Origin of the sequence: Alterirhizorhabdus solaris (genome assembly GCF_007785815.1) — a bacterium.
GTDB lineage: Bacteria > Pseudomonadota > Alphaproteobacteria > Sphingomonadales > Sphingomonadaceae > Alterirhizorhabdus > Alterirhizorhabdus solaris.
On sequence record NZ_VNIM01000007.1, the window covers coordinates 21,186 to 42,363 of the forward strand.

General features: G+C 68.2%; 18 protein-coding genes. 13 read left to right on the forward strand and 5 right to left on the reverse strand.

Annotation, left to right across the window (positions count from 1 at the left end; translation table 11 throughout):
- Positions 1-28: 28 nt before the first annotated feature.
- The 8 genes from FOY91_RS03225 (at position 29) to FOY91_RS03260 (ending at position 11,856) form a co-directional block, all read left to right on the forward strand.
- Positions 29-1,996, forward strand: coding sequence for a flavin-containing monooxygenase (locus tag FOY91_RS03225; protein ID WP_145148075.1), 1,968 nt, complete (start codon positions 29-31; stop codon positions 1,994-1,996).
- Positions 1,993-4,092 (forward strand): acetate--CoA ligase family protein, encoded by a 2,100-nt coding sequence (locus FOY91_RS03230; RefSeq protein ID WP_145148077.1) that lies wholly within the window; start codon positions 1,993-1,995, stop codon positions 4,090-4,092. The genes FOY91_RS03225 and FOY91_RS03230 overlap by 4 nt, the downstream gene beginning before the upstream one ends.
- Complete coding sequence (locus FOY91_RS03235; RefSeq protein WP_145148079.1) at positions 4,089-5,012, forward strand: enoyl-CoA hydratase; 924 nt, start codon at positions 4,089-4,091, stop codon at positions 5,010-5,012. Before FOY91_RS03230 ends, FOY91_RS03235 begins: the two co-directional genes overlap by 4 nt.
- Entirely contained in the window at positions 5,009-6,169 is a 1,161-nt protein-coding gene (locus FOY91_RS03240) for an acyl-CoA dehydrogenase family protein (protein WP_145148081.1), read from the forward strand. Before FOY91_RS03235 ends, FOY91_RS03240 begins: the two co-directional genes overlap by 4 nt.
- 2 nt (positions 6,170-6,171) lie before the next feature.
- The gene (locus FOY91_RS03245; RefSeq protein ID WP_145148083.1) at positions 6,172-7,206 is read left to right on the forward strand and encodes an acyl-CoA dehydrogenase family protein; all 1,035 of its coding nucleotides are present in this window, start codon (positions 6,172-6,174) and stop codon (positions 7,204-7,206) included.
- A 15-nt stretch (positions 7,207-7,221) separates the two neighbouring features.
- On the forward strand, positions 7,222-7,932 hold the full coding sequence (locus tag FOY91_RS03250; protein ID WP_203234481.1) for a hypothetical protein: 711 nt from the start codon (positions 7,222-7,224) through the stop codon (positions 7,930-7,932).
- Between the two features lie 28 nt (positions 7,933-7,960).
- Positions 7,961-9,967: a flavin-containing monooxygenase gene (locus tag FOY91_RS03255; protein WP_145148085.1), complete on the forward strand. Its 2,007-nt coding sequence runs from the start codon at positions 7,961-7,963 to the stop codon at positions 9,965-9,967.
- Positions 9,968-10,086: 119 nt separating this feature from the next.
- Positions 10,087-11,856 (forward strand): N-acyl-D-amino-acid deacylase family protein, encoded by a 1,770-nt coding sequence (locus FOY91_RS03260; protein ID WP_145148087.1) that lies wholly within the window; start codon positions 10,087-10,089, stop codon positions 11,854-11,856.
- 96 nt (positions 11,857-11,952) lie between these two features.
- Here FOY91_RS03260 and FOY91_RS03265 read toward each other — a convergent pair whose 3' ends face one another.
- Positions 11,953-12,138 (reverse strand): hypothetical protein, encoded by a 186-nt coding sequence (locus FOY91_RS03265; RefSeq protein WP_145148089.1) that lies wholly within the window; start codon positions 12,136-12,138, stop codon positions 11,953-11,955.
- Between the two features lie 35 nt (positions 12,139-12,173).
- Here FOY91_RS03265 and FOY91_RS03270 point away from each other — a divergent pair, with 35 nt between their 5' ends.
- Entirely contained in the window at positions 12,174-12,809 is a 636-nt protein-coding gene (locus tag FOY91_RS03270) for a Dabb family protein (protein WP_145148091.1), read from the forward strand.
- 248 nt (positions 12,810-13,057) lie between these two features.
- Positions 13,058-15,763, forward strand: a complete 2,706-nt coding sequence (locus FOY91_RS03275) for a TonB-dependent receptor (protein ID WP_145148093.1) — start codon at positions 13,058-13,060, stop codon at positions 15,761-15,763.
- A gap of 86 nt (positions 15,764-15,849) precedes the next feature.
- Here the strand turns inward: FOY91_RS03275 and FOY91_RS03280 are convergent, their stop codons facing one another.
- The 4 genes from FOY91_RS03280 to FOY91_RS03295 form a co-directional block, all read right to left on the reverse strand.
- Positions 15,850-16,257 carry a VOC family protein gene (locus FOY91_RS03280; RefSeq protein WP_145148095.1) on the reverse strand — a complete coding sequence of 136 codons (408 nt, stop codon included), beginning with the start codon at positions 16,255-16,257 and terminating at the stop codon, positions 15,850-15,852.
- Positions 16,258-16,354: 97 nt separating this feature from the next.
- Positions 16,355-16,849: a nuclear transport factor 2 family protein gene (locus tag FOY91_RS03285; protein WP_145148098.1), complete on the reverse strand. Its 495-nt coding sequence runs from the start codon at positions 16,847-16,849 to the stop codon at positions 16,355-16,357.
- 19 nt (positions 16,850-16,868) lie between these two features.
- Positions 16,869-17,654 (reverse strand): SDR family NAD(P)-dependent oxidoreductase, encoded by a 786-nt coding sequence (locus FOY91_RS03290; protein ID WP_145148100.1) that lies wholly within the window; start codon positions 17,652-17,654, stop codon positions 16,869-16,871.
- Between the two features lie 125 nt (positions 17,655-17,779).
- Positions 17,780-18,421: a TetR/AcrR family transcriptional regulator gene (locus FOY91_RS03295; RefSeq protein ID WP_162527109.1), complete on the reverse strand. Its 642-nt coding sequence runs from the start codon at positions 18,419-18,421 to the stop codon at positions 17,780-17,782.
- Between the two features lie 168 nt (positions 18,422-18,589).
- Here FOY91_RS03295 and FOY91_RS03300 point away from each other — a divergent pair, with 168 nt between their 5' ends.
- Genes FOY91_RS03300 through FOY91_RS03310 form a run of 3 tightly spaced genes read left to right on the forward strand, consistent with a single transcriptional unit; the run spans position 18,590 to position 21,122 of the window.
- Entirely contained in the window at positions 18,590-19,867 is a 1,278-nt protein-coding gene (locus FOY91_RS03300) for a cytochrome P450 (protein ID WP_145148104.1), read from the forward strand.
- Positions 19,867-20,718, forward strand: coding sequence for an enoyl-CoA hydratase-related protein (locus FOY91_RS03305; RefSeq protein ID WP_145148106.1), 852 nt, complete (start codon positions 19,867-19,869; stop codon positions 20,716-20,718). The genes FOY91_RS03300 and FOY91_RS03305 overlap by 1 nt, the downstream gene beginning before the upstream one ends.
- On the forward strand, positions 20,715-21,122 hold the full coding sequence (locus FOY91_RS03310; protein ID WP_145148108.1) for a GFA family protein: 408 nt from the start codon (positions 20,715-20,717) through the stop codon (positions 21,120-21,122). Before FOY91_RS03305 ends, FOY91_RS03310 begins: the two co-directional genes overlap by 4 nt.
- Positions 21,123-21,178 lie beyond the last annotated feature (56 nt).

Sequence of the window (21,178 nt, forward strand, 5' to 3'; positions counted from 1 at the left end):
ACAAAATCAACGAGGCGGATGCTTGCCGATGACGAGTACAAATGACGCGCAGGCCCTGAAGGCGCTTGTCTCCGATCGTGCGAATCTTCGCGAGGCGCTGAAGGCGGCGGACATCGCGCCGCTGCTGATGGTGCTGGTGCATCTCGGCGGCGATCCGGCCTGGCTCGATCGCGTCCAGCCCTACATAAAGGGGCCGTGGAGCTTCCACGAGGAAGCGCCCGAGGCGCTCAAGGCCGAGTTGCGCGAGGCGCTGGTCGACCTGCTGGCCGATTATGCCGCCACCGGGCGCGCGCTGCCGGTCACCCCGCCGATGGAACTGCTGCCCCACATGCTGGACGTATGCGTCGGCCAGCACGTCCCGCCGGAATATTATCCGCTCGTGCTGGAGGAAATGGACCTCGCCGGCGAAGACCCCAAGACGGTGAAGTGGCGCGAGCCGGCGAAGGCCGCCACGCTCGCCGACTTCAAGGTGCTGGTGATCGGCGCAGGCTTCTCGGGCGTGGCCATGGGCATCAAGCTCAAGGAAGCCGGCATCCCGTTCTCGATCATCGAGAAGAACGACAGCGTCGGCGGCACCTGGTACGAGAACAGCTATCCGGGCTGCGGCGTTGATACCGCCAACCACTTCTATTCCTATTCGTTCGACAACAATCACGACTGGGATCACTTCTTCGCCAAGCGCGACGAGATTTACAAGTACATCCGCCGCAATGCCGAGAAGCACCGGCTGGCCGAGCAGATCCGCTACAATATCGAAGTTACCAGCACCGTGTGGGATGACGACGCGGCGCTGTGGCGGGTCGAGGCGCGCGACAGCGAGGGCAAGCTGGAGCACATGACCGCCAATGTGGTGGTCAGCGCGGTCGGCCAGCTCAACCGGCCGTCGCTGCCCGACATCCCCGGCCTGTCCGATTTCGAGGGCCCCGCCTTCCACACCGCACGCTGGAACCACGAGGCCGATATCGCCGGCCGCCGCGTCGGCATGATCGGCACGGGTGCCAGCGGCATGCAGGTCGGCCCGGCGATCGCGCCGATCGTCGATCATCTGACCATCTTCCAGCGTTCGCCCCATTGGGCGATGCACAACCCGCTCTATTTCGAGACCGTCACCGACGAAAAGAAGTGGGTGCTCAAGAACATCCCCTTCTACGGCAAGTGGTTCCGCTTCCAGCTGTTCTGGTCGTCGTCGGACGGCTTCCATTCCAAGCTGCGGATCGATCCGGACTGGGCGGACAAGGCGCACACCCTCAACGCCGACAATGCCGAGGTGCGCAAGCAGCTCGAGGCGCATATCGCCAAGGAAGTGAATTACGATCCGGAGCTGATCCGCAAGGCGACGCCCGATTATCCGCCCTATGGCAAGCGCATGCTGCGCGACAACCACTGGTATCGCATGCTGGTGCGGCCCAACGTCGAGCTGGTCGATACCGGCATCGACCATGTCGAGAAGGATGCGGTCGTCACCAAGGACGGCGTGCGTCACGAAGTGGACGTGCTGGTGCTGGCCACCGGCTTCCAGGCGCGCCGCCTGCTCACCCCGATGCATGTCGAGGGCAAGGACGGCGTGACGATCCGCGAGAGCTGGGGCGAGGACGATCCGCGCGCGCACTTCGGCATCACCGTGCCCAAGTTCCCGAACCTGTTCCTGATCTACGGGCCGAACACCAACCTGGCGCACGGCGGCAGCGCGGTCTTCCACTCCGAATGCCAGATCCGCTACATCATGCAGGGCATTCGCGAGCTGATCGAGACGAACAGCGCGGCGCTGGAGGTGAAGGACGCCCCGTTCTGGGAGTATCAGGACAAGGTGGACGAGGCGCATCGCGGCATGGTGTGGTCGCACCCCGGCGTCACCAGCTGGTACAAGAACAAGAACGGCCGCGTCACCGCCAACTCGCCGTGGCGACTGGTGGACTATCGCAACCTGACCGAGACGTTCGAGCCGTCGGAATATGATTTCCGCCCGGCGGACGACAAGACGGAGGCCGCCGCATGAGCCTGGCCGCCCTGCTCAAGCCTCGTTCGATCGCGATCGTCGGCGCCTCGGACAACAAGGCGCGGATCGGCGGCGTGCCCGTCGATCTGCTGCATCGCGCCGGTTTCGAGAAGATCTACCCGGTCAATCCCAAGAACGAGACGGTGCAGGGGCTGGCTGCCTACAAGGACATCGAGTCGGTGCCCGAGGTGGTCGATCTGGTCATCCTGGCGCTGTCGGCCGACGCCACCCTGCCCTATCTGGAGCGCTGCCACGCGCAGGGCATTCCGGCGGCGCTGGTCTATGCCTCCGGCTATGCCGAGACGAACGAGCCCGACGGGATCGCCAAGCAGGCCGAATTGGTGGCCTTCGCCGAGCGGACCGGCATGCGTATCGCCGGGCCGAACTGCATGGGCAACGCCAACTTCACCGACGGTATCTTCACCGCCTTCGGCCAGTCGTTCCAGCCCGGCGAGCCGGCCGGCGGCACGGCGCTGCTCACCCAGTCGGGCAACATGTGCGCGACGGTGTTCCGCATGGCGCGCCGCGCGGGCGTGACGTTCAGCCATGTCATCAACACCGGCAACGAGGCGTCGATCGACTTCAGCGACTATCTCGATTTCCTCGCGGAAGATCCCGCGACGGACTCGGCGGTCTGCTATATCGAGGAGCTGCGCGACGGGCCCAAGTTCCTCGCCGCCGCCGCCCGGTTCCGCGCCGCGGGCAAGCTGCTGGCCGTGTACAAGGTGGGCGTGTCCGAGAAGGGCGCCGCCGCCGCACAGTCCCACACCGCCGCGCTGGCGGGCGATACCGCTGCCTATGACGCGGCGTTCGCCAAGGCCGGCGTCGCGCGCGCGGGCGAATTCTCGCAGCTGGCCGACCTCGCCTATCTTCACACGATCGGCGGCAAGATCGCCGGCGCGCGCTGCGCGATTTTGTCGGTATCGGGGGCCGCCGGCGCGATCCTCTCCGATGCGCTGAGCCTGGCCGGCGGCGACGTGCCGACGCTGCCGCAGGCGGCGCAGGACGGGCTGGACGCCCTGATCCCCGGTCACTCGATGGTGTCCAACCCGGTCGACCTGACCGGCAATCTCGTCAACTCCTCGGACTTCCTCTACGCCGCGATGAAGCTGGCGGTCGAGGCGAACGAGATCGACGTCGTGCTGCTCTACCTGCCGGGCTATTTCCTCACCCAGTCGTTCGAGCAGGTCGAGCGGCTGGCGGCGGAGACGGACAAGGCGCTGATCGTGATCGACACGTTCGCGCAGGCCGATCAGGCGCGGCTGGCCAAGGCCGGGATCGGCTATTTCGACGATTTCGATCGTGCCGCCCGCGCCGTGTCTGCCTATGGCGCCTGGAAGGCGCAGGATACGCAGGCGGTCGAACCGTCCGTATCGGGCGCATCGTGGGGTGCCTTCCCCGAGGATCAGAACGCCCTGTCGGAAACCGAGGCCAAGGAGGCGCTGGCCAGGTTCGGCGTGCCGGTGGTGCATGACGCGCTCGTCCACAGCAGCGACGAGGCACGCGCGGCGGCGGCGAAGATCGGCTATCCGCTGGTCGCCAAGCTCGTCAGCCCCGATGTCGCGCACAAGACCGAGCATGGCCTGATCCGCCTGAGCCTCGCGGACGCCGACGCGGTGGTCGAGGCGTTCGAGTCGATGATGGCCAAGGCGCGGTCGATGTCCGGCGTGCGGATCGAGGGCGTGACGCTGGAACCGATGCTGGCCGGCGGTGTCGAGATCCTCGCCGGCGTGACCCGCGACCCGGTGTTCGGCTGGATGCTGACGGTGGGCCTGGGCGGCGTCTGGACCGAGCTGATGAAGGACGTGCGCCACCGTCTGCTGCCGGTCGACGCGGCCGGCGCCGAGGCGATGCTGCGCGGCCTCAAGGGCTTCAAGCTGCTCGACGGCTATCGCGGCGCACCGAAGGCCGACGTGGCGGGTGCGGCGCGGGCGATCGCGGCGCTGGGCGATGCGGTGCTGGCCGGCGGCGACCGCATTCGCGAAGTCGAGGTCAATCCGCTATTGGTGATGCCGGAAGGCCGCGGCGCGATCGCGGTCGATGCGCTGGTGCTGTTGAACGAGCCGGTGCGCGAGAAGGCGGAGGAAGCTGCATGAGCGATCTGGTCGAACCGCGCACCGCGGACATCGTGTACGAGACCGAGGAACCGGTCCGCTACGAGACGATCGACGGCGTGGCCTGGATCACGATGAACCGGCCGGCGTTCAACAACGCGCAGAACAGCCAGATGACCTATGCGCTGGACGACGCCTTCCAGCGCGCGGTGAACGACGATGCGGTGCGCGCGATCGTGCTGGCCGGCGAGGGCAAGCATTTCTCCGCCGGGCACGATATCGGTACGCCGGGCCGCGACGTGAACAAGAGCTTCGAGCGGCGGCTGCTGTTCGGCGATCACGTCAACAAGCCGGCGGCCGAGTTCCTCTACACGCGCGAGCAGGAGGTCTATCTCGGCATGTGCCGGCGCTGGCGCGATGCGCCGAAGCCGACCGTGGCGATGGTGCAGGGTGCCTGCATCGCCGGCGGGTTGATGCTGGCCTGGGTGTGCGATCTCATCATCGCTTCCGAGGACGCCTTCTTCCAGGATCCGGTCGTCCGCATGGGCATCCCCGGCGTCGAATATTTCGCGCATGCCTTCGAGCTGCCGCCGCGCATCGCCAAGGAGTTCCTGCTGCTGGGCGAGCGGATGAGCGCGAAGCGGGCCGAGCAGTTCGGCATGGTCAACCGCATCGTGCCGCGCGACGGCCTGCGGGCCGAAACCGCCGCGGTCGCGGCCAAGCTGGCGGCGCAGCCGCGACTGGGCGCGTGGCTCACCAAGCAGGCGGTCAACCACGTCGAGGAGCTGCGCGGCAAGCGCACGGCGATGGACGCGGTGTACCACATGCACCACTTCGCCCACGCGCAGAACGATCTGACGGTCGGCAACTCGATCGGCGGGCTGGACGGCAAGGCGATGGCGGCGGCCAACAAGCAACAGGCGGCCGAGGCCGCCGGCAAGAAGCAGGCGGGCGACGCGTGAACCTGGACTATACCCCCGAGCAGCGCGCCTTCCGCGCCGAGGTCCGCACATGGATGGAGGCCAACGTGCCCTCCGGCCCGCTGCCCTCGTTCGACCTCACCCGCGAAGGGTTCGAGGCGCATCGCGACTGGGAGCGCAAGCTCAACGAAGGACGCTGGGGCATGGTCACCTGGCCGGAGGCCTATGGCGGGCGCGGGCTGGACCTGATCCGCTGGCTGATCTTCGAGGAGGAGTATTACCGCGCCGGCGCGCCCGTACGGGTGAACCAGAACGGCATCTTCCTGCTCGGCCCGACGATGATGGAGTTCGGCACCGACGACCAGAAGGCGCGCTTCCTGCCGCGCATGGCGGCGGGCGACGACGTGTGGGCGCAGGCATGGTCCGAGCCGGGCGCCGGCAGCGATCTGGCCGGCGTGCGCGCCACCGCCACCCGCGACGGCGATGAATATGTCCTCAATGGCCAGAAGATCTGGTCGACCCGCGCGGTCTTCGCCGACTGGGCGTTCGGCCTGTTCCGCGAGCCGGGCAGCGAGCGCCACAAGGGGATGAGCCTCGTACTGTTCCCGCTCGATGCGCCCGGCGTCACCCGCCGACCGATCGCGCGGATGGACGGCGAGATGGTGTTCGCCGAGATCTTCCTCGACAACGTCCGCGTGCCGGTGGCCGACCGGCTGGGCGAGGAGGGCCAGGGCTGGCACGTCTGCATGGCGACCGCCGGGTTCGAGCGCGGGTTGATGCTGCGGTCGCCCGCACGCTATCAGGTCGCCGCGTCGAAGCTGATCGCGTTGTACGAGGCCAACAAGGACAGCACGCCGGCGTCCGTCATCGAGCGCGTGGCGCAGGGCTGGATGGATGCGGACGCCTATGCGCTCACCATCTACGCGATGGCCTCGCGACTGGCCGGCGGCGGCACGATCGGGCCGGAGGCGTCGACCAACAAGATCTTCTGGTCCGAGCTGGATATCGAACTGCACCGCACCGCGCTCGACATATTGGGCGACCGTGCCGAACTGATGCCCGCCGCCCCCGACCGGGGCGATGCCGGAGACTGGCTGGACGGCCACATCTTCGCGCTGGCGGGGCCGATCTACGCCGGCTCGAACGAGATCCAGCGCAACATCATCGCCGAGCGGATGCTCGGCCTGCCGCGGGGCTGACCATGGATTTCGCCTTCACCGACGATCAGGCCGCCATCACGCAGGCGGCGCGCGAGATGCTGGTCGAGACCTGCACCCCGACCGACCTGCGCCGGATGCTGGAAGCCGGCGAGCCGAGCGATCAGGCGCGCTGGTCCACCATCAACGAAATGGGGCTGCTCGGCATCCTCGCGCCCGAGGCCGCGGGCGGTCTGGGGCTGGCCGCGCCCGATTTCGTCGGCATCGCCGAGGCGGCGGGCTACGTCGCGCTGCCGGAGCCGCTGGTCGACCTCGCCGGCGTCACGATCCCGTTGCTGGCCAGCCTCGACGACGATCATGGCTGGACGGAACGGGCGATCGGCGGTGCCGTCGTGGCGATCGGCCATCCCGCCAACCGCTTCGTCGCCGATGCGGATACGGCCGATGCGCTGCTGCTGGGCGACGGCGAGGATCTCCACATCGTCAGCCGCAACGCGGTCACGCTCACCCGCGCGGAAAGCTTCGATCCGCTACGGCGGCTGTTCCAGGTGGACTGGGCACCGTCGGACGAGACGCGCGTCGGCAGTGGCTGGGGCGATGCGGCCGATCGCGGCGCACTGTTCGCCGCGGCGCAGATGATCGGGCTGGCGCAGCGATCGATCGACATGGCGGTCGCCTACGCCAAGGAACGCACGCAGTTCGGCAAGGCGATCGGCGGCTATCAGGCGGTCAAGCACCTGATCGCCTCGGCTCAGGTCAAGGTCGAGTTCGCGCGGCCGGTAGTGCAGGCCGCCGCCGCCGAACTGGCGCTGGGTACGCTGCCCTCGCGCGCGCGGATCGCCCATGCCAAGATCGTGGCGGGCGAGGCGGCCGATCTCGCGGCACGCACCTCGGTGCAGGTGCACGGCGCGATGGGGATGACGTGGGAGGTGGACCTCCACTTCTTCCTGAAGCGGGCGATGGCGCTCAACTATGCGTGGGGCACGCCTGCCGCGCATCGCCGGACGGTCATCGACCGCATGACCTCGCTGCCGACCGGGCCGGACAAGACCTTCGCCAGCGAGCTTGCGGACGCCTGAACGGGAGTTTCTGCCATGACGATGCCGGGTGCCCATGCGACGCTGAAGCTGTTCGTCCACGAGACGACCCACATCCGCGCGGGCACCACCGATCGCTTCGTCGCGGGCTTCTCGAACGACTATCAGCCGCTGATGGAGCGTCAGGGCGCGCGCCTGTTCGGGATCTGGGAAGGCTCGCCGCTCAACTCGCGCTGGCCGGAGATCACGACGATCTGGGAGATCGACGGCTACCGCCATTTCGCCCAGCTCGGCGCCGCCCGCCACCGCGAGCCGGACACACGGCAATCCTTCGAGCAATGGCAGGGGCTGCTCGGCGAGCTCGGCGGCACCGGCGAGGGGCGGCTGGTGCACGGCAACCCCGGCATCAAGAGCGTGGCGGAACGCCAGGCCGAGGGGCTGACGACGGCGGTCGTGATCCAGGAGATCATGAAGACCAAGCCCGGTCGCCAGCGCGATTATGTCGAGCAGCTGGAATATGCCTATGTGCCGTGGTCCGAGAAGACCGGCAAGAAGTGGCTCGGCTCGTTCACCACGGTGTTCCGCTATGACGAGGTGATCCATTACTGGGCGCTCGACGGCGGATGGGAGGCATTCGGCAACCATTGGCCGAGCTGGGGCGACAAGCCGGGCGACGACATCAAGAGCTGGATGCAGCTTGCCCCCGCGCTGCGCGAGGGCTGGGACGACAGCTTCCTCCAGTCGCTGCCGCCCAACCCGCTGGGATGAGTAGCGGAACGAGAATCAGGGATTTGTGATGACTGACGCGACCATGAAGCAGAGCGACGACCGCGAGCGGCACGTCGTGCCCGGCCTCGGCGACATCGATCCGCCGCTTCACGCCAGCGACAGCGAGATCGACGCCGCCGTGGCCGAAGCGGGGTTGCTGCCGCTGCTGATGGCGGTGGTGCACATCACCGGCAGCCTCGACATCCTCGACGCCGCCGGCCCGACCGAGATCCCGCGCTACAGCACCGACATCTCGGGCAGCATTCCGCCGGAGCGGGCAGCGGCGCTGCGCACGCGCGCGGCGGAGGCGATCCGCGCGTGGCGCGATGCCGGCTGCCCCACGCCGCGCCAGCCCGATGCCGAGGGTTTCCGGCGGATGATCGACACGCTCGCCGGAAAGCCGCTCGATGGCGCCTATGACGAGCTGATCGCCGAGGAACTGGGTTTCGACGGCGATGCGCGTGCCTTTGCGTGGGACCAGCCGGTTGCCTACGAGGCCAAGGCACGGCTGCCGGTGCTCGTGGTGGGCGCGGGCCTGTCGGGCATCGCGATGGGCCATCGCCTGTCCGAGGCGGGCATTCCCTTCACCATCGTGGAGAAGAACAGCGGCCCGGGCGGCACCTGGTTCGAGAACCGTTTCCCCGGCGCGCGCGTCGACGTGCCGAGCCACTGCTATTCCTTCTCCTTCATGCGCGAGCAGCGCTGGCCGGACCTGTTCTCGCCGTGGCCGACACTGCGCGCCTATTTCGCCGAGACGATCGAGCGACTGGGGCTGACCCCGCACATCGAGTTCGGCACGCAGGTCGTCCGTGCGATCTACGACGAGCAAGCGGCGGCGTGGAATGTCACATTGCGCAAGGGCGACGTCGAGGAGACCCGACAGGTCGCCGCCGTCGTCAGCGCTGTGGGCCAGCTCAACCGGCCGCTGATCCCGGCGATCGAGGGCGAGGACGCCTTCAAGGGCGTGCGGGTCCACACCTCTCGCTGGCCCGACGACCTCGAGGTCGCCGGCAAGAAGGTGATCGTGATCGGCACCGCCGCCACCGCGCTTCAGCTCATCCCCGAGCTGGCGCGCGAGGCGGCCGAGCTGACCGTGTTCCAGCGTTCGCCGACGTGGGTATTCGTCCATCCCGAATATCGCCGTGCGATCAGCGCGGGCGAGCAGTGGGCGATGGACCATCTGCCCGGCTACGAGCGCTGGTATCGCGTGATCCTGTACAACTGGGCGATGGACGGTGTGCCCGCGCACATGCTGATCGATCCCGAGTGGACCGGCGGCAACCAGGCGGTGAGCGCCGCGAACGAGGCGTCGCGCGTGCGCCTGACCGAGAGCATGAAGGCGGCGATCGGCGACCGGCCCGACCTGATCGAGAAGATGATCCCGGATTACCCGCCCTATGTGAAGCGGCCGAACCTGGGCGACGGCGGCTTCTTCCGCGCTTTCTCCAACCCGCACGTCCACCTATGCACCGACGGCGTGGCCAGGTTCGTGGAGGACGGGATCGTCGATGCCAAGGGCGTGCATCACGCGGCCGACATCGTGGTCTATGCCACCGGCTTCCGCGCGCTCGAATATCTTGCGCCGATGGAGATCGTCGGCCGTGGCGGCGAGCGGATCGGCGACTTCTGGGGCGACGAGCCGCGCGCCTATCTGGGCATCACCGTGCCCAAGTTCCCCAACCTGTTCCTCATGTACGGGCCGGGCACGAACCTGGGCTTCAACGGCAACCTGTTCTTCAATGCCGAATGCCAGGCGCGCTACATCATGGGCTGCCTGAAATGGATGGCGCAGGAAGATCTCGCCGCCGTCGAGGTGAAGCCCGAGGTGTTCGCCGACTATGCCGGGCGGATGGACAAGGCGCTGTCGAACTTTACCTGGTCGCACGGCGGCGCGGGCAGCTGGTACAAGAACAAGTCCGGCAAGGTCATCGCCAACTCGCCCTGGCCGTTGCTGACCTACTGGGAATGGACGCGCACGCCCGACCATGACGACTTCTCGACGGTGAAGGCGATGGAAACCGCCGGGCAAGGCTGACCGACGACGGGCGGATACGCATCGGCGAGGCATAGGGCCCTGCCGATGCGACGAACAAGCGGTGACGGCACGGACGAGCCTCGTCCAAGATGGCCGAGCCGGGCGGACAGGAGAGAATGATGCACGACATGCTCATCCGTGGCGGCACGGTCGTCGACGGCACCGGCGCCGCCCCCTTCACCGCCGATGTCGCGATCGCCGACGGGCGCATCGTCGAGGTCGGGCGCATCACCGCCCCCGCGCGCGAGACGATCGAGGCGGACGGTGCGATCGTCACCCCCGGCTTCGTCGACGTGCATACCCATTACGATGGCCAGTTCCTGTGGGACGATACGCTCGAACCCAGCTTCAGCCACGGCGTCACCACCGCCGTGGGCGGCAATTGCGGCGTCGGTTTCGCGCCGGTTCGTGTGGAACACCGCGCCGCGCTGATCGAACTGATGGAGGGGGTCGAGGAAATCCCCGGCATCGTCCTCAACGAGGGGCTGGACTGGCGGTGGCAGAGCTTTCCCGATTATCTCGACCGGCTCGCCGCGCGCCATTACACGATGGATATCGCCAGTCACATCACCCATGCCCCGCTGCGCGTGTTCGTGATGGGCGAGCGCGCGCTGAATCACGAGGCGGCGACGGCGGACGACATCACCCGCATGGGTCAGCTGGTGCGCGAGGCGATGGATGCCGGCGCGATCGGGGTTTCGGGCGCGCGCGTGCTCGAGCATCTGTCCAGCACGGGGGCGAACGTGCCCGGCACCTTCGCCGCCGACGACGAGTTGCTGGGGCTGGCGCAGGCGATGGGTTCGTCCGGCCACGGCACGTTCCAGATCATCCCGCTCGGCGCGAACGGCGACCTGATGTTCGACCAGACCGGCGCCGAGGGCCGGCGGGCCGAGCATGACCGCATCGTCCGCATCGCCGAGGCGGCGGGCCGGCCGGTGACCTATTCGCTGCTCGAGTTCCGCGCCGATCCCGACGACTGGCGGATGATGATCGACGAGTCCGCGAAGAGCCTCGCCGACGGCCTGCGCATCCACCCGCAGGTCGGCCTGCGCGGGGTGGGCGCGATGACGATGCTGGACGGCTACCACATCTTCATGTTGCGGCCGTCCTACCGCGAGATCGCGCATCTGCCGCTCGCGCAGCGCGTCGTGGCGTTGCGCGAGCCGGGCCGCCGCGCCGCGATCCTGAACGAGCAGGACGATCCCTCGGTGGTGGCCGCCGACCCCAAGTTCGCCGGGTTCATCGCGATGCTGGCCGGGCGGATCGCCAACATCTTCCCGATGACCCTTCCGCTCGATTACGAGCCGGGGCCGGAGCGGCGACTAGGCGCGCTGGCGGCGGCGGCCGGCGTCCCGATGGAAACCTATCTCTACGACCATTATGCCGCCGGGGACGGCACCAACGTCTGCACCAGCTTCATGCTCAATTACGCCAAAGGCAATCTGGATGCGACGCACGACATGCTCGCCGACCCGGTGACCGTCGGCGGGCTGGGCGATGGCGGCGCGCACATGAAGATGATCTGCGACTCCTCCTACGCCACCTTCGCGCTGACCCACTGGGTGCGCGATCGCACGCGCGGGCCGCGCCTGCCGCTCGAACTCGTGGTGCGCAAGCTGACGAGCGCGACCGCCGACCTCTATGGCCTCACGGATCGCGGCCGGATCGCGGTGGGCCAGCGTGCCGACGTGAACGTGATCGACCATGCCGCGCTTTCGCTGAAGATGCCGCGCATGGCGCACGACCTGCCGGCAGGCGGCATGCGCCTGCTGCAGGGATCGAGCGGATATCTGGCGACGATGGTCGCGGGCACGATCACCCGCCGCAACGACGCCGCCACCGGCGCCCGCCCCGGCCGGCTGATCCGCTCACGCCCCTCGGCAGCCTGAAGCCGGGCGGCAGGCGGTGGGGCGGATCTACATCCTCGACGAGATCGAGCCGCACCCGGGCCTGCTCGAAACCTACCGGACCGCCTATCTGGCCGACTACGCGCCCGCCGCCCGGGCACGCGGGATGACGCTGGAGTCGGTCCGCCAGTGCCCCGCCGTCGAACTGCCGGAGGGCGGCACCACCCTCGCCTTCTGCTGGTCGGTGCCCGATCTGGCCGGCTGGTGGCGAATGCGGATGACCGGCGAGGCGGACAAGGCCCGCTGGTGGGCACGATCCGACACGCTGGCCGCCGCCCGCCGCCGCCGCTTCCTCGTCGATGCCGGCGATTACCCTCGCGCTGGTGACGGCGCGCGCGGGTGCCGACCGCACCGCCCTGCGCGCGCGCCTGTCAATCCGGTCACGCGCGTGCGGCGCGGCAGGCGTGCTGCTGGGCGAGGCGATGCCGCCCAACATCGACGGGGGCGATCTGGTCTGGCGCCTGCATTTCACCGATCGCGCCGCATGGGCCGACGCCTCGCTCACGCTGGCGGACGACGCGGACGTCGCGCATGTCGACTGGGCCGCGTTCGAGCCGATCGGCGCGGGCGCCCGTGCTGGGGCCATCCCGGGCGGGATCTATCGCCAGATGACGATGTACGTTCCGCCCGAAACGCCGCCGGCCACCGTCGCGCGGTTCGAGACGGAGACGCTCGGCCTCGCCGACGCCATCCCGGAAATCCGCCGCTGGTCGCTGGGCCGCGTGTTCGCCAGCGGCGGCGATCGGGCCTGGACGCATGTGTGGGAGCAGACGTTCGCCGCCGCCGAGGATTTCACTGGCCCGTACATGAACCACCCGTGGCACTGGAGCCTGGTCGATCGCTGGTTCGATCCCGAGATGCCCGAGCGCATCGTCGACCGCCGGCTGTGCAACAGCCTGTGCGCGCTGCCGGATGGCCCGATCGGCTGGCCGTGATCGCATCGCCCGGAGGCCGACCGGCCGACCTGTGGCGAAATGGCATCGGTATCGATTGTATCAGGGCGATTGCATTGCAATTGAGTTGACGCCTGTAAGGCAATGGGCCAAATCCGTGGCGTCGGGTGGAATCAAGGTCTCAAAGAGGACCGGCGCCCTGTCGAACCGAGCAGGCCAGCAAGCCGCGGGGACGACGAGCCACCATGGCTCGATCAATAAAAACAACGGCTCTGGGAAGGGGATCTTGAATGAAGACTATCCGTACGTGCCTGATGGTCGGCACCGCGCTGACCGCCGCCACCATTGTTCCGGCCCTCGCCCATGCTCAGACCGCCGATGCGCAGTCCGTCACCGAGCAGCCGCTGGCAACCGAGGCCACGCCGCAGGCCAACGGTGGTCTTGAGGAAATCGTCGTCACCGCGCAGAAGCGCGAACAGCGGTTGCAGGACGTGCCGGTCGCCATCACCGCGATCAGCGAGGCCACCATCCAGGCCAATCGCATCACCAGCGTGCAGGATCTCAGCGGCCTCGCGCCGAACGTGATCGTGCGCCCCGCCGCCGGCGGCAGCGCGATCCCCACCTTCTCGATGCGCGGCCTGACCAGCTACGGCGTGGTCCCGGGGTCCGACAAGCAGGTGTCGATCAACCTCGACGGCGTCTATCTCAGCGCCACGCGCGGCGCCCTGTTCGAACTGCCCGACATCGCCCGCATCGAGGTGCTGCGCGGGCCGCAGGGCACGCTGTTCGGCCGCAACGCGACGGCGGGTGCGGTCAGCATCGTCACCAAGGACCCGGACGGCGAACTCGGCGCGCGCATGGAAGTCGGCTACGGCAACTATAACCAGAAGCGTATCCGCGCGAGCCTGGACCTGCCGCAGTTCGGTCCGTTCAGCGGCTACGTCAGCTTCGTGCACAACGAGCGCGAAGGCGACATCCGCAATCTTGGCGCCGGCACCCGCTGGGATCGCAGCGGCGTCGGCACGCTCAACGGCCAGACGTTCGACACCAATCTCGGCGTGCAATATTCGCCGAAGCGGCTCGGCAACAAGAACGTGGAAACCTATTTCGCCGCGCTCAAGTTCGAGCCGAGCGACACGTTCCGTGCGGTGTACAAGTTCGACATGTCGATCGACAACTCCTCGCCGGAAGGCGTCGGCGTCACCGCGATCAACCGTGATGTGCTGACCAGCGGCGGGATCGGCCCGATCTTCGCGGCATTCCTCGACAACCAGCCCGCCGGCGGCGGTCCGTTCGGGCCGGCGGTCATCTCGGGCGCGCGTCGTCCGAAGGCAGTCAACAACTTCTACACCACACCGTCCTACCTGAAGAACCAAGGCCACAGCCTGACCGCGACGTTCGATGCGGCCGACAACTTCTCGATCAAGAACATCGCGGCCTATCGCAAGTCGGTCCTCAACCCGGCCGTCTCCGAGATCGGCGGCCTCGGCGGCCTCGTGGTCACGCCGGCGGTGCAGGCGGCACTGAACACGGCGCTGATCAACGGCTCGGCGGCATTCCTGATCCCCGGCTACAATTCGTTGTCACCGGCGGTGCAGGCCGGTGCCCGTGCCGCAGTCGTCAACAGCTATGGCCCGGTCGGCAGCCGGTTCGTCGATGTCGGCACCAACATCCAGAACAAGAGCGAGCAGTGGAGCGACGAGGTCCAGCTCAACCTGAACCTTGAGCCGGCGACACTGACGGCGGGCGGCATCTACTTCCATTCCAAGGATCGTTCGGGCGTTCCGCAGTTCACCCGCGGCACCGCCAACCTGACCGCCTTCCCTTCCACCGGCGAAGTGGCGCTCGGCACGGCGACCGGCGTCGGCTATAACAAGGCGACGTCGATCGCCGGCTTCGCGCAGGCCGAGGTTCACGTCACGCCCGTGATCGACGTCGTGCTCGGCGGACGCCTGACCCACGATCGCAAGTCGGGCCGGTTCCAGAGCGGCATCAATTTCCTCACCGGCGTCGCTTCGGGTGCCTATACCTCGACCGTGCCGGGCTGCACCGCGCCCGTGTTTGCGTCAAACCCGATCGGCGTCTGCCGCACGGCGGGCAACTACACCCTCCCGGCCGCGAGCACCTTCACCTACCGGGATACCCGCTTCATCTATTCGGCGGGCGTCAACTACAAGCCCAGCAATGACATCCTCGTCTATGCCAAATACTCCACCGGCTATGTGTCGGGTGGTGCGATCGGCGGCCTGCCGTTCAAGCCGGAGACGGTGAAGTCGCTGGAAGGCGGCTTGAAGGCGGATTTCCTCGATCGCAAGCTGCGCACCAACCTCGCGCTGTTCATCGCCAAGTACAAGGACGTGCAGTCGTCGCAGTCCGGGCGTAACATCATCGACACCAACCTGACCCCGCCGCGCGCCCGCAACGATCTCGGCACCGCGATCATCACCGGGTTCGACGAAACCGCCAAGGGCTTCGAGTTCGAGCTCACCGCGGTGCCGGTCGAGGGGCTCACCCTCACCGGATCGCTTGGCTACACCGACATCAACCAGAAGAACTACAATCCGCTTCTGCTGACGTCGGCCATCGTCCCCGGCCAGACGCTCGCCAATGTCAACTTCCAGCCGACCGGCACGCCGAAGTGGACCTCGAACCTCTCGGCGCAGTACATCACCCCGCCGGTGTTCGGGAACGCGACCGTGCTGGCGCGGATCGATGCGCAGTGGCGCTCCAAGCTGGTCAACGATCCCAATGCCGATCGTGCCACCCTCATCCCGATCTACGCCGATATCGTGAGCCTGCCGTCGCAATGGCTGCTGAACTCGCGCGTTGCGCTGCGTGATATCGACTTCGGCGATGTCAGCGCGGAGCTGGCGGTGTGGGGCCGCAACCTGACCAACGACAAGAAGGCGCTGTACCCGCTGATCCTCGCCTTCTCGACGGGCACCAGCTATCAGGCGGCACGGACCTATGGCCTCGAACTGATCGTCAAATACTGAGTTGAGGTTCGCTGCCGGTCGACGGGTGACCCCGTCGACCGGCAGCTTTTTTGTGTCCGGCGGACTGCCGCCCGGCGTTCCGGCGATCAGTCGGCCGCCATCAGTTCGATCAGGTTGCGGTCGGGATCATGGAAATAGACCGACTGCGCCGGCAGGCCGTCCGCCGTCTCGCGCGGCGACGGGCCATCCACCACCACGACGCCGTGATGCGCCAGATGCGCCACCGCCGCCGCGATCGTGCCGCCCCAGCGAAAACAGATGTCGGCCGATCCCGGCGTCGGTCGGTGGGCGACCAGATCGACCCCGTTGCCGGCCTGATGCACGCTCAGCCGCGCGGTGCCCCCGCCCAAGATGAAGACGCGCACGGCCGGCGTGCCGCCCGGCGCATAGTTCCGCAGGATGCGGGTGCCGAACAGGCGATCGTAGAAAGCCCATGTCGCCTCCAGATCGGCGACCGTGATCGCCACGTGATCGATGCCCAGCAACGTGTTCATGCGGATGCCTTTCGGGGATGTGACGGGAAACGAAAACGCCCGGACCTTCCGGCCCGGGCGTTCGCCTGCTCCGTGGCAGGAAGCCGGAGAGCGCCGGTCAGGCGGCCTTCGGGCCTTCCTTGAGCCGCGCCAGCAGCGCCGGGCCGGCCGGGTTGCCGTCGAGCATGTAGTTCTGCCGATGGTAGATCTTCCAGCTGCCGTCGTCCTGACGGGCAAGCTGGATGCGCGATGCGCTCAGGCGGCCGATGAAGAAGCCGTCGTCGCCGTGCATCGCCACCATCGTGTGGCAGGTCGCGACAGCCTCGTCGCCCTCGATCACCACATGCGGCAGCGTCGAGATATGCGCGCAGCCGGCACCGACATAGGCCAGGTGGCCCGGGTCCTTGGTGATCGCGACGATCGTGTCGCGACCGTCCATGCTGCCGATATCGCCGACGGCATAGACGCCATCCTTGGTATAGCAGGAGCCGACGGCATCGCCGTTCAGGCCGTCCACGGCGTAACCGTAGCCGCAGATCACCTGATAGATCGCGGTCTGGTCCTCGAGCTTGCGCAGGCGCGCCTCGATGGCGGAAAGTGCAGTATCAGTCATGTGAACGCTCCCTGCGGCCTCAGCCGATCATGATCGAACCGGCGTCGCAATTGATCGACTGGCCGGTGATGGTGCGGCTTTCGTCGCTGGCGAGGAACAGGGCGAGATTGCCGATGTCCTCGGGCTGCGAGATCGTCTGCAGCGGCACGTCGGACAGGGCCTTCTTCTTCCATTCCTCGAAGGTGATGCCCTGTTCGCCGGCCATGCGGATGCCCCAGTTCTTCCACAGGTCGGTTTCGATGCCGCCGGGAACGAGGCAGTTGCAGCGCACGCCGTACGGCCCGGCTTCGGTCGCGATCACCTTGGTCAGCGCGCGCAGGCCGGCCTTGGAGGCCACATAGTGCGACTTGCGTGGCATGCCGGTCCAGCCGGCGGTGGACGAGAAGTTGACGATCGAGCCGGTCTTGCGCTCCAGCATCGACTTCTGCAGCACTTCGCGCGCGGCCAGCATCGGGCCGGTGATCGCGACGGCGAACACGGAATTCCAGTTCTCCAGCGTCTGGTCCCAGACGTGCAGATCCTTGCCGGGGATGATCGCGTTGTTGAGCAGGATGTCGATCTGGCCGAACGCATCGAGCGCACGGTCGGCCATCGCGGCGATGTCCTCCTCGCTCGTGATGTCCACGCGCATGCCGATCGCGCCTTCGCCGATCTGGCGCGCCACTTCCTGCACTTCGGCCTCGCGTCGCGCGACGAGGAGCACGCGTGCGCCCGCCTCGACGAACTGCTTGCCCATAACCGCGCCGGTGCCGGTGCTCGCCCCGGTGATGATGGCAACCTTGCCAGCCAGTCTGCCCGTCGTCATCCCGTCTCCTGTCTGCCGGGCCTCTTGGCCCACGCAATTGATCGAACAACCCGCCGGGGGCTGCGCTAACGGGTGTTAGCTTAGGGTATGCGTCCGTGCAAGAACGGATGTCCGGTCCATGCCGGTCAGACCCGGAAAATCCGGTCCAGCATGTCCAGCACGAACTGCTCGACCCCGGCCGTGGCGTTGCCGGCGCGGTGCGGCGCGGTATGCGCCAGCGCGATCCGGCCGTGCGCCATCGCCAGCGTGAGCAGCGTGGCATCGACCACGTCGACGGTCGGCAGGACATGCCCTTCCGCCGCGAACCGCTCGATCGAGTCGGACACGTTGCGATAGGCCGGCTGGATCAGTCCGGGCAGGTCGCGCAGCGCCTCCGTCTCCAGCGGCTGCAACGCGAACAGCAGCTGGTAGCGCGACGGCCGCTCCATCGCGTAGCGGACATAGGCGGCCATCTGCACCTTCAGCGTCGCCAGCGCGCCCGCCGTGCACTGCGCCGCCGCCTCGGACATCTCGCCGCCCAGTTGCGCCCAGCAGTCGCGCACGATCTCGGCCATCAGCGCCCTGGCGTCCTTGAAATGCGAATAGACCGAGGGCGCCGCCACCCCGACCTCGCGCGCGATCATGCGCAGGCTCAGTTCGCTCGCCGGCGCGGTATCGAGGATCCGCATGGCGGCGGCGATGATCTCGTCGCGCAGGCGCCCCCCCTCGCCGCGCCGGTTGCGCTGCCTCGGCGGCGCGGCCGGCCTCGGCGAAATCATGTCGGTCATCGGTCTCTCGTTCTTTCTTATCGCGCGATGGCCTAGCCGAGCACGCCATCGCGGTCGATGCCGTAACAATGCACGAGGTCCGGCGCATTTGACATGCCCGGACGGCTCGGCGATCCTGCGACGGATGCGGTGCGGCGCCCGACGCCCCCCTGGAGAGGACATGACCTGATGAACGGCTCGCTCGTCGTGGACGATGCACGCTACGACCGCCTGTTCGACGTCGCCAGCGAGGCGCGGGCGATGGGCAACAGCGTGCCGTTCGACCTGGCCGAGGCACTGAACGGGCTGCGGACACGGGGGCCGGTGCTGGCGGGCGGCGTGCGCGACCTGCTCGGGCTGGACGTGCGCTCCCCCTACGAGCACCCGCTGCCCACCTTCACTGCGCTGTCCTTCGCCGCGTGCGACCGTGCCTTCCGCGAGAACGAGCGGTTCACCTCCTACGCCTACAACGACATGGCGGGGATGCGGCAGATGGGTTCGATCCTGCTCAACAAGATCGGCGACGAGCACCGCCGGCTGCGCGCGGCCACGCAGTCGATGTTCCTGAAGCCCGCGAGCATGAACTGGTGGCGGCCGAACTGGATCGACGAGACGGTCGAGGGGCTGCTGGACCGGATCGGGCACCTCGACCGCACCGACCTGAACATGACGCTGTGCGCGCGGCTGCCGCTGCACGTGGTGTCGCGCGGGGTGGGCCTGCGCGGCGAGGATGCGCTCACCTTTCGCGATCACCTGCTGAAATCGATGGGTAGCCACGGCGCCTCGCCCGAGGAGAAACGACACTCGGCGGCGGAGACCGGGCGGATGCTGCGCGAACTGGTGGCGGCACGGCGCGCGACCCCCGGCGAGGATGTCGTCTCCGGGTTGCTCGCCGCCGATTTCCGCACCGCCGACGGCACCGTGCGCAAGCTGGACGACGACGAGGTGCTCGGCTTTTCCCGCCACCTGCTGCTGGCGGGCGGCGGCACGAGCTGGCGGCAGCTCGGCATCGCCATCCATGCGCTGCTGGCGGAGCGCCGCTTCTGGGAAGCCTGCCTCGCCGATCGCGCGCTGGTGGCCGATGCGATCGAGGAATCGATGCGCTGGAACGCGACCGGGCCGGTATTCCCCCGGCTGGTGCTGGAGGATACCGAGCTGGAGGGCGTGGCGATCCCGGCCAATTCGCGCGTCGACGTGTGCCTGGGGGCGGCCAACCGTGATCCCGCCCGCTGGGACGATCCCGACCGGTTCGACATCTTCCGCAGGAAGCGCGCGCATCTCGGTTTCGGCCTCGGCCCGCACCTGTGCCTGGGCCAGCATGTCGCGCGGCAGATGATGAGCGTCGCGATCAACGGCCTGCTCGATCGCTTCCCCGCGATGCGGCTCGATCCGGATGCACCGCCGCAGCAACTGACCGGCGGGCTGGAACAGCGCGGCATGTCCGCCATCCCGGTCGTGCTGCGCTGATGGGCGACGCGGCCGACGAACCGCCGGTGCTGCTCGCCGTGGCGCAGGGCGTCGCGACGATCACGCTGAACCGGCCGGCGCACGGCAATGGCTGGACGGCGGCGCTGTCGCGCGCCTACGCTGCCGCGCTGGAAGGCGCGACACGCGATCCGGCCGTGCGCGCGGTCGTGCTGACGGGCGCGGGCCGCGCCTTTTCGGTGGGCGGCGATGCCGGCGGGCTGGGCGCGGTCGCCGAGCAGGGCGCGGCGGCACCGCTGGCGGCCACCCCCTACTGGTTGCCGCTGGCAAGCCCCAAGCCGGTGATCGCGGCGGTGAACGGCGCCTGCTTCGGCATCGGGATGCAACAGGCGCTGTGCTGCGACATCCGCATTGCTTCGGACGACGCGAAATTCTCGACCGCCTATGCCCGGCGCGGCCTCGTCGCCGAATATGGCATGAGCTGGCTGCTGCCCCGTCTCGTCGGCACGGGGAACGCGATGGACCTGCTGCTGTCCGCACGGCTGGTGCGGGCCGAGGAGGCCGGGCGGATCGGGCTGGTCAACCGCGTCGTCCCCGCCGCGGACCTGCTGGCCGAGGCGACCGATTATGCGCGGCAACTTGCCACGCAGTGTTCGCCGGGGGCGATGGCGGCGATCAAGCGCCAGTGCCTGCGCGACCTGACGACCGATTTCCCCACCAGCTACGCGACCGCCGAGGCGCTGTTGCAGGATGCCTTTGCCGGCGATGATTTCCGCGAGGGCATGCGCAGCTGGCAGGCGCAGCGCCCGCCCGCCTTCCCGCCGCTGCCCGCCGGGCACGGCATGATCCCGCCGTGGGATGATGACGCCTTCATGACCGGAGAACAGCCATGAGCCTGACAGGCGGATGCTATTGCGGTGCCGTGCGCTATCGCGCGGAAGGCGCGCCCACACTGCGCGCGCAGTGCCACTGTCGCGAATGCCAGTATATCACCGGCGGCGGGCCGAACTACTTCATGATGATGCCGCTCGACGGCTTCGGTTACACGCAGGGCGCGCCGCGCCGCTTCACCCGCGCCGACCTGCCCGATCCCGTCACCCGCGAGTTCTGCGACGCATGCGGCACCCACCTCGTCACCCGCAAGCCCGGCCTGCCGTTCGTGGTGCTCAAGATCGGCACGCTGGACGAGCCGGCCCGGTTCGAGGGGCCGCAGGTGGCGATCTTCCTCGTCGACGGCCAGCCGTTCCACCAGGTGCCGGAGGGTGTTCCCGCCTTCGAGCGCATGCCGCCGCGCTGATCGCGTGGAGCGCGCAGAGCGCCGGGCCGGTCGATCGACCAACCCGGGCGCCGCGC